Origin of the sequence: Nonomuraea lactucae (assembly GCF_003313395.1) — a bacterium.
Taxonomy (GTDB): domain Bacteria; phylum Actinomycetota; class Actinomycetes; order Streptosporangiales; family Streptosporangiaceae; genus Nonomuraea; species Nonomuraea lactucae.
In genome coordinates this window covers 1-8,848 of sequence record NZ_QNFZ01000934.1, presented here as the reverse complement: position 1 = coordinate 8,848, position 8,848 = coordinate 1, and the positions used below count along the sequence as shown (strand labels likewise).

At 70.5% G+C, this 8,848-nt stretch carries 7 protein-coding genes, 1 pseudogene and 1 riboswitch; of the genes and pseudogenes, 3 read left to right on the top strand and 5 right to left on the bottom strand.

Annotation, left to right across the window (positions count from 1 at the left end):
• Together DQW85_RS32490 and DQW85_RS32485 are read left to right on the top strand one after the other, a co-directional pair.
• Window positions 1-190, top strand: a pseudogene (locus DQW85_RS32490) (hypothetical protein); the annotation flags it as partial.
• A 68-nt stretch (window positions 191-258) separates the two neighbouring features.
• Entirely contained in the window at window positions 259-663 is a 405-nt protein-coding gene (locus tag DQW85_RS32485) for a nitroreductase family deazaflavin-dependent oxidoreductase (RefSeq protein ID WP_113703606.1), read from the top strand.
• A gap of 30 nt (window positions 664-693) precedes the next feature.
• Here the strand turns inward: DQW85_RS32485 and glgA are convergent, their stop codons facing one another.
• Window positions 694-1,881, bottom strand: a complete 1,188-nt coding sequence (glgA, locus tag DQW85_RS32480) for a glycogen synthase (protein ID WP_113703605.1) — start codon at window positions 1,879-1,881, stop codon at window positions 694-696.
• Window positions 1,882-2,090: 209 nt separating this feature from the next.
• Here glgA and glgC point away from each other — a divergent pair, with 209 nt between their 5' ends.
• Entirely contained in the window at window positions 2,091-3,326 is a 1,236-nt protein-coding gene (gene glgC, locus DQW85_RS32475; protein ID WP_113703604.1) for a glucose-1-phosphate adenylyltransferase, read from the top strand.
• A 358-nt stretch (window positions 3,327-3,684) separates the two neighbouring features.
• Here glgC and DQW85_RS32470 read toward each other — a convergent pair whose 3' ends face one another.
• From DQW85_RS32470 to DQW85_RS32455, 4 genes are all read right to left on the bottom strand, one after another.
• Window positions 3,685-4,797 carry a mechanosensitive ion channel family protein gene (locus tag DQW85_RS32470; RefSeq protein WP_113703603.1) on the bottom strand — a complete coding sequence of 371 codons (1,113 nt, stop codon included), beginning with the start codon at window positions 4,795-4,797 and terminating at the stop codon, window positions 3,685-3,687.
• Window positions 4,798-4,817: 20 nt separating this feature from the next.
• Window positions 4,818-5,813 (bottom strand): ribonucleotide-diphosphate reductase subunit beta, encoded by a 996-nt coding sequence (locus DQW85_RS32465; protein ID WP_113703602.1) that lies wholly within the window; start codon window positions 5,811-5,813, stop codon window positions 4,818-4,820.
• Between the two features lie 30 nt (window positions 5,814-5,843).
• Window positions 5,844-8,048: a ribonucleoside-diphosphate reductase subunit alpha gene (locus DQW85_RS32460; RefSeq protein WP_240197567.1), complete on the bottom strand. Its 2,205-nt coding sequence runs from the start codon at window positions 8,046-8,048 to the stop codon at window positions 5,844-5,846.
• 146 nt (window positions 8,049-8,194) lie between these two features.
• Window positions 8,195-8,388, bottom strand: a riboswitch (cobalamin riboswitch).
• A gap of 32 nt (window positions 8,389-8,420) precedes the next feature.
• On the bottom strand, window positions 8,421-8,848 hold a 428-nt coding region (locus DQW85_RS32455), incomplete at its 5' end, for a type 2 periplasmic-binding domain-containing protein (RefSeq protein ID WP_240197566.1).

The window sequence follows — 8,848 nt, the reverse complement described above, 5'->3', positions numbered from 1 at the left end:
CGTGGTGGCCGACGTGCGGCGGGCGGTCTCGGCGGCCGTCGGCGGCCGTTACGGCGACGTGGGGGCGGCCCCGGCCGTGTTCGCGATCCGCGACCGCGACGTGCGCGAGCGCACCCCCGACACCGCGCTCCCGGTCGACACCCGCGACGCCATCCCCGAGCTGGTCAGCGTCACCCGCTCCTACCTCTGAGTCAAACTTCTCGTACAGACGCCCCGGGCCGGCGGTGACCTTCCGCCCATCCGGGGTATTCGGCACTCATGCTCTTCGGCAAGGAACACGTACAGCGCTATCAGCAGACCGACGGCGAGGAAGGGCACGACTGGAACAACACGACGGTCCTGCTCCTCACCACGAAAGGCCGCAAGACCGGCCGGCCGCACACGACTCCGGTCATCTACCAGCGGCACGGCGACTCCTACGTCGTCGTCGCCTCCAAGGGCGGCGCTCCCGACCACCCCGACTGGTACAAGAACCTCCAGGCCAACCCGGAGGTGGACGTGCAGGTCAGGGGTGACAAGTTCACGGCGCGCGCCCACACGGCGATCGACGAGGAGAAGCCGGAGCTGTGGGGCCTGATGACCAGGGTGTGGCCCGACTACGACAACTACCAGACGAAGACGGACCGCGAGATCCCGGTCGTCGTCCTCGAACCCGTCCGCTGAGCACCCGCCGCCACCGGCCCGGCGCGCGCGTCAGGCGGGGGAGCGGATGACCGAGGCGTAGAGGTCCAGCGTGCGGCCGGCGATGCGCTCCCAGGAGAAGTGGTCGACGGCTCGCGCCCGGCCCGCCTCGCCCATCGCGCGGGCGCGGGCGGGATCGCCAAGCAGGGCGTTGACCCGCTCGGCCAGGTCGGCGGCGAAGCGCTCCGGGTCGCGCGGCGTGCCGTCGGCACCCTGGTCGATCGCCACCAGCAGCCCGGTCTCCCCGTCGGCCACCACCTCGGGGATGCCGCCCGTGGCCGTGGCGACCACGGCCGTCTCGCAGGCCATCGCCTCCAGGTTGACGATGCCCATCGGCTCGTACACCGACGGGCAGACGAACACCGTGGCGTGCGTCAGCAACTGGATCACCTCGGGCTTGGGCAGCATCTCGGAGATCCAGACGACGCCCTCGCGCTCGCGTTCGAGCTCTTGCACCAGGCCGGTCACCTCCGCGGCGATCTCCGGCGTGTCGGGCGCGCCCGCGCAGAGCACCAGCTGGGCGTCCCGCTCGAACGAGCGCGCCGCGTGCAGGAGGTGGACCAGGCCCTTCTGCCGGGTGATGCGCCCGACGAAGACGACGTAAGGCCGGTCCGGGTCGACGCCGTGCTTCTTCAGGACGTCGTCGGCCCGGTCGGGGGCGTACTCGGCGGTGTCGATCCCGTTGTGGATGACGTTCACCCGCTCGGGCGAGATCTCGGGGTAGGCGGCCAGCACGTCGCGCCGCATGCCCTCCGACACCGCGACGACCGCGTCGGCGGCGGCCAGCGCGGTCCGCTCGGCCCAGGAGGAGATCGTGTAGCCGCCGCCCAGTTGCTCCGCCTTCCAGGGGCGCAGCGGTTCGAGGCTGTGCGTGGTGATCACGTGCGGGATGCCGTACAGCATCTTGGCGACATGCCCGGCGAAATTGGCGTACCAGGTGTGCGAGTGGACGACGTCGGCGCCCTCGCACGCGGCGGCCATCTCCAGATCCACCCCGAGCACCTGGAGGGCCGCGTTGGCCGACTCCAGCCCGCCGGGCACCCGGTAGGCCGACACGCCCGGCTCGTCCCGGTCGGCCCCGAAGCAGCGCACCCGGACGTCGGCCAGCCGCCGCAGGCGGCTCGCCAGGTACTCCATGTGAACCCCGGCACCGCCGTACACCTCGGGCGGATACTCCCGGCTGAGCAGATCGACACGCATGACACGACCTTACGAGCAACTCGCCCATCAGGGACACCTCGACAAGCCGGGTCTTCACCGCCGCTTGGGAAAACCCGCCCGCGGTGCCCGTCCGGCAGCCCCCCTGGCCCCGTCAGGGCAGCGGAGGAAACAGAAAAAACGGAAAACTGGGGAAGAGTGTCATACGAGGTTTCGTCGATAGATCGGCCAAATGGGGGTAGCGTCTGGACATGAGGTCCCGGAAGGTTCTTGCGGTCGTGCTGGCAGGTGGCGAGGGCAAGAGGCTCATGCCTCTGACGGCGGACAGGGCGAAACCCGCCGTGCCGTTCGGCGGGATGTATCGGCTCATCGATTTCGTGCTGTCCAACCTCGCCAACGGCGGCTACCTGCAGATCGTCGTGCTCACCCAGTACAAGAACCACAGCCTCGACCGCCACGTGTCGCGCACCTGGCGGCTGTCGGCCATGCTCGGCAACTACGTGACGCCCGTCCCCGCGCAGCAGCGGCTGGGCCCGCGGTGGTTCTCGGGGTCCGCCGACGCGCTGTTCCAGAACCTGAACCTGATCTACGACGAGATGCCCGAGCACGTCATCGTGTTCGGCGCCGACCACATCTACCGGATGGACCCCCGGCAGATGGTCGAGCAGCACGAGGAGTCGGGCGCCGACGTGACGGTGGCCGCGATCAGGCAGCCGCTGTCGCTGGCCGACCAGTTCGGCGTGATCGAGACCGACCCGCAGGGACGCCGGATCGTGGCGTTCCGCGAGAAGCCCAAGGACGCCGTGGGCCTGGCCGACTCGCCCGACGAGATCTACGCCTCGATGGGCAACTACGTGTTCAAGACGCAGGCGATGATCGACGCCCTGCGCGAGGACGCCCTCGACCCCACGAGCAAGCACGACCTCGGCGGCAACATCATCCCGATGATGGTCAAGTCGGGCGGGGCCGACGTCTACGACTTCGCCAACAACGTGGTGCCGGGCTCCACCGAGCGCGACCGCGGCTACTGGCGCGACGTGGGGACCCTGGACGCCTACTACGAGGCCCACATGGACCTCATCTCGGCGCACCCGGTCTTCAACCTCTACAACGACAAGTGGCCCATCTACACCGGCCACGACCCGCTGCCTCCGGCCAAGTTCGTGCACAACGACGGCGACCGGGTGGGCCGGGCGATCGACTCGCTGGTCTCCCCCGGCGTCATCGTCTCCGGTGGCACGGCCCTGCGGTCGATCCTGTCGCCGAGGGTCGTGCTCCACTCGCACTCGCTGGTGGAGGACTCGGTGCTGATGGACAACGTCAAGATCGGCAGGGGCGCGATCGTGCGCAAGGCGATCATCGACAAGAACGTGGTGATCCCCGACGGGGCGCGCATCGGCTTCGATCTCGACCAGGACCGCACCCGGTTCGCGCTGACCCGGGGCGGCGTGGTGGTCATCGGCAAGAACGAGATCGTCGAACGCTGACGGAGTGCTGAGCCCCGGGCCGGGCTGGCGTGGGCCACGCCCGGGGCGAGGGCTGCGTCCGGCCGGGGGGCGCCATTCCCACCGGTCAGACCGTCGCCCGCGGCCCTGGTCCCCGTCCAGGGCCGTACTTCTGATCGAGCAGCGAAGAAAGAGCCGCCTCGGGCACGTCCCGGGCGGCTCCTGGCGTCTGTCCTTCTCGGGACTAGCCGGGAGCCTGACCGCCGACGAGCAGCGCGTGGCGCGCTTCGGGGGACCTGAGGGTGCTCACTGACGGGCCTTCCTTCTTCGTGCCGGACGCCGTCCACGGTAGCCCGGTGATCGCCGCGGACGCCACCGATTAACGCTCGCGCACCAGGGGTCAGGTCTGGCCGGTGCCGGGGGTGGGGGCGGGATGGGTGCCGAGTTCGGCCGTCCAGGGGACCCCGGAACGGGTCTCCGGGGTCTCGACGCGGAAGCGCGGCAGCGAGTCGGGGAAGTTCGTCCTGATGAACGTGACCAGGTGCTCGCGCACGTCGCACTTGAGGTCCCAGGCGGAGGCCGAGTCGGCGGCGCTCATCAGGGCCCGCAGCTCCACCAGCCCGTTCGGCAGCACGTCGGTGACCTGGAGCGTCCAGTCCTTCTGGTCCCAGAGCGGGTTGCCCTGGATGAAGGCGTAGAGCTCGTCGCGCAGCTTGTCGACCGGCACCGACCAGTCGACGCGCAGGAAGACCACGGCGACGACCCGGCTGCCGTGCCTGGTCCAGTTCTCGAACGGGTTCTGCGTGAAGTAGGAGACGGGCAGGACCAGCCGCCGCTCGTCCCAGAGCCGGACCACCACGTACGTGAGCGTGAGCTCCTCGATCCGGCCCCACTCGTTGTCCACGACCACCACGTCGTCCAGCCGGAGCGCGTCGCTGAAGGCGAGCTGGAGGCCGGCCAGCGCGTTGCCGATCGTCGGCTGGGCGGCGATGCCGACGATGGCGCCCGCGATGCCGGCGGAGGCGAGCAGTCCGGCCCCGAGCGCCCGCACCTGCGGGAAGGAGAAGAGCATCGCGCCGAGCGCCACCACGATGATGGCCGCGGCGGCTATCCGGCGGACCAGCGCGATCTGCGTCATGATCCGCCGGGCCCTGCGGTTGCGCTCGCCCTCGACCATCACCAGCTGGTCGAGCACCACGTCCGTCAGCGCGTAGGTGACCTGGACGATGAGCCAGGTGACCGCGCCGATGGTGACCACCCCGAGCGCCCGCTCGACGGTCTGGCCGAGGGCCAGCTCGCTCGGGCTGTCGCCGAACATCCCCGGCCCGAACGCCAGGTTGAACGCCACCACGGCCGCCACCGCGAACCCGGACCAGGTGCAGTGCTCGACCAGGTGCCTGGCGAGCGCCCACTTGCGGCCGGCCCTGGACAGCAGGCGTCGGAAGACCTCCACCGTGATGATCGCGCCCACCACGGAGATGGCGAGGACGGGCCAGTCGGCTGCCGACTGCACTGGTTATGCCCCCCTATGTCCTAGAAGATCTCGTCGAAACTCACATTGCCCTCGACCGCCACCTGGTAAGCGGAGACCCGCCGTTCGAAGAAGTTGGCCAGTTCCTGCACGTCCTGCAACTCCATGAACGCGAACGGGTTGGCCGTGCCGTATCTCGTCGGCAGGCCCAGCCTCGCCAGGCGCTGGTCGGCGACGTACTCAAGGTACTCGCGCATCTGCTCGGCGTGCATGCCGGGCATGCCGTCGCCGCACAGGTCGCGGGCGAAGGCGAGCTCGGCGGCCACGGCCTCCTCCAGCATCGCGGTGACCTGCTCGCCCAGCTCGTCGTCGAACAGCTCCGGCTCCTCGGCCCGCACGGTGTCCACCACGCTGAACGCGAACTCCATGTGCATGGACTCGTCGCGGAACACCCAGTTCGTCCCCGTGGCGAGGCCGCCGAGCAGGCCGCGCGAGCGGAACCAGTAGACGTAGGCGAAGGCGCCGTAGAAGAACAGACCCTCGATGCAGGCGGCGAAGCAGATGAGGTTCAGCAGGAACCGCCTGCGCTCGCCGGCGCTCTCCAGCCGCCGCAGCCCGTTGACGGAGTCGATCCACCGGAAGCAGAACTCCGCCTTGTCGCGGATCGACGGGATGTGCTCGATCGCGGCGAACGCCTTGACCCGCTCGTCGTGGTCGGGGAGGTAGGTGTCGAGCAGCGTCAGGTAGAACTGCACGTGCACGGCCTCCTCGAAGAGCTGCCTGCTGAGGTACAGGCGCGCCTCGGGGGCGTTGACGTGCTGGTAGAGGTTGAGCACCAGGTTGTTGGCCACGATGGAGTCTCCGGTGGCGAAGAACGCGACGAGCCGGTTGATCAGGTGGCGCTCCTGGGGCGACATGCGGGCCAGGTCGGCGAGGTCGGAGTGCAGGTCCACCTCTTCCACGGTCCAGGTGTTGCGGATGGCCGCCCGGTAGCGCTCGTAGAAGCCGGGGTAGCGCATGGGCCGCAGCGTCAGGTCCATTCCAGGGTCGAGCAGCATTCTCGGTGTGTCTCCGTACTCTTCCGGGTGTTACTGGCAGGCTTCGCAGATCTCGGGGTTCTCGACCGAGCACGCGGCGGGTGGCTCGGCGGCGGCCGGGACGGTCGTCTGGGCGATCCTGGTGGCCGGGCGGGAGCGCAGGTAGTAGGTGGTCTTCAGGCCCCGCTTCCAGGCGTAGGCGTACATCGACGAGAGCTTGCCGATGGTCGGGGCGGCCATGAACAGGTTGAGCGACTGCGACTGGTCGACGTACGGCTGGCGGGCGGCGGCGAGGTCGATCAGCGCCTTCTGCGGCAGCTCCCACGCCGTGCGGTAGAGCACCTTCAGGTCGTCCGGGATGTCGCGGATGTCGTGGATCGAGCCGTCGGCCCGCTTGATGTCGTCACGCATCCGCCGCGTCCACAGGCCGCGCGCCCGCAGGTCGGCCACCAGGTACCGGTTGACCTGGAGGAACTCCCCGGACAGGGTCTCGCGCTTGAACACGTTGGAGACCTGCGGCTCGATGCACTCGTAGCAGCCCGCGATGGAGGCGATGGTGGCGGTCGGCGCGATGGCGATCATCAGCGAGTTCCGCAGCCCGGTGGTGGCGATCTTCTGGCGCAGCGCGTCCCAGCGCGGTGAGGCGGCCGCCCCCGCGTAGTGGTCGGGGTGCAGCACTCCCCCGGCGGCGCGGGTGTCGCCGTACGAGGGATGCCTGCCGCGCTCGACGGCCAGGTCGGCGGAGGTGTCGTAGGCGGACAGCGCGATCTCCTCGGCGACGCGGGTGGACAGCTCCAGCGCCTCGGGCGAGTCGAACGGCAGGCGCAGCGCGAAGAACACGTCGGCCAGTCCCATCACGCCGAGCCCGATCGGCCGCCACCGCCGGTTGGCCGCCCCGGCCTCGGGCGTCGGGTAGAAGCCCAGGTCGATGGTCCGGTCGAGGAAGCGCACGGCGGTCCGCACGGTGGCCCGCAGCCGCGCCCAGTCGAGCGTGCCGTCGAGCAGGTGCGCGGCCAGGTTGACCGATCCGAGGTTGCACACCGCGGTCTCGGCGTCGCTGGTGACCTCCAGGATCTCGGTGCACAGGTTGGACAGGTGGATGACGTTCTCGGAGCGGGCGGTCTGGTTGGAGGTGCGATTCGCGGCGTCCTTGAACGTCATCCAGCCGTTGCCGGTCTGCGCGAGCGTGCGCATCATCCGGCCGTACAGGGCCCTGGCGGGGATGCGGCGGGTGAACCGCCCCTCGGCCTCGTAGGCGCGGTAGGCGCGCTCGAACTCCGCGCCGTGGAGGTCGGTGAGGTCCGGAACGTCCTTGGGGTCGAACAGCGACCAGGGCTCGTCGGCCTCGACCCGCCGCATGAACTCGTCCGGCACCCAGTTGGCGAGGTTCAGGTTGTGCGTACGGCGGGCGTCCTCGCCCGTGTTGTCGCGCAGTTCCAGGAACTCCTCGATGTCGGCGTGCCAGGTCTCCAGGTAGACGCAGGCCGCGCCCTTGCGCCTGCCGCCCTGGTTGACCGCGGCGACCGAGGAGTCGAGGGTGCGCAGCCAGGGGACGATGCCGTTGGAGTGCCCGTTGGTGCCGCGGATGAGCGAGCCGCGCGAGCGCACCCGGGTCCACGAGATGCCGATGCCGCCGGCGTACTTGGACAGCCGCGCGACCTGCCCGTACCTGTCGTAGATCGCCTCCAGTTCGTCGCGCGGCGAGTCGAGCAGGAAGCACGACGACAGCTGCGGCCGGCGCGCGCCCGAGTTGAACAGCGTGGGCGAGCTCGGCAGGTAGGACAGTGTGGACATCAGCCCGTACAGCTCGGCCGCATCGGCCACCGACGACGACAGCCCGCAGGCGACGCGCAGGAAGAAGTGCTGGGGCCGCTCCAGCACCGCCCGCGTCTCGGGGTGGCGCAGCAGGTAGCGGTCGTAGACGGTACGCAGCCCGAAGTACTCGAACCGGGCGTCGGCCTCGTCGGAGACGAGCGCGTCGAGCTCGGCCGCGTGGGCCGCGACGAACGCCGCGAGCGAGTCCTGGACCAGCCCGGCCGCGTGGGTGGCCGCGACGGACTCCGAGAAGGACCGCACGCCGTGCGCCGCGGCCTCGTCGGCGATCTCCTCGGCCAGCAGCCGGGCCGCGACCCGGGAGTTGGCCGGGTCGGCGATCACCCGGGCGGCGGCCTCCTCGATGGCCAGCCTCCGGTCGGCCGTGGCCAGCCTCCGGTCGGCCGTGGCCGGCCCGCGGTCAACCTCAACGATCTGCGTCACGTGCTCTCCTCGCGAGCTTCTCCCCCGGGAGGGCGCGCGAGAGCACGGCGGCGCGGGGCGCACCCCGGCCGCGACGGCCCCCGGGCCCTCCCTCGAGGCCCTGACAGGTCAGCCGGACGTGCCCGGGGCTGACGGCGAGGTCAGCCGGGTCTCCGGCGCCACTGGCAGGTCTTCGGGCTCGCGGGCGCACCTCGGAAGTCCTACTGGCCGTCGCTTCCCGGATCTCTCCAGTGCTCTTGACGGCGGTCGTTCCCGCTCACCGCTGCGGGGCAGCCCCGGAATCTCACCGGGTTCCCTTTTGCTCCGCCCCGAGGGGCGAACCAGCGACGAGCAGGATCCTACATCTAGTGCCCGCAGCCGCAACTCAACCCATCATGTTGTGCCGGGCGTGTCGACCAGCCCCAGCTCGCGGAGCACCGAGCGGGTGCGGGCGGTCTCGGTGGTGAGCCACAGCTCGAAGTCGCCGCCGCTGAGCGGGATGGAGTTCCATCCTCCGCTGCGGCAGGCGTCCCGCCACGGGGCGGAGGCGGAGACCCGCTCGCACATCTCGATGGCCGAGGCGCGCAGTTCGTCGGCCATGCCCTGGGGCCCGACCGCCGCGCACCAGTCGGCGAAGTCGATGCGCACGCCGGATTCGAGCAGGCTGGGCGCGTCGAGCCCGTCGATCCGCCGGGCGCACGACACGGCCAGCGGCCTGACGCGGCCCTTCCGGATGTCGGCGCGCCACTGGCGCAGGGTGCCGGCGGCGGCCATGGCACTGCCGCCGAGCAGCGCGCCGGCGACCTCGGCGGCGCTGGGGT

Bases quoted from the DNA above. Each gene is read 5' to 3' on its own strand.
- DQW85_RS32485 (WP_113703606.1), top strand. From the start codon at position 259: ATGCTCTTCGGCAAGGAACACGTACAGCGCTATCAGCAGACCGACGGC.
- glgA (WP_113703605.1), bottom strand. From the start codon at position 1,881: ATGCGTGTCGATCTGCTCAGCCGGGAGTATCCGCCCGAGGTGTACGGC.
- glgC (WP_113703604.1), top strand. From the start codon at position 2,091: ATGAGGTCCCGGAAGGTTCTTGCGGTCGTGCTGGCAGGTGGCGAGGGC.
- DQW85_RS32465 (WP_113703602.1), bottom strand. From the start codon at position 5,813: ATGCTGCTCGACCCTGGAATGGACCTGACGCTGCGGCCCATGCGCTAC.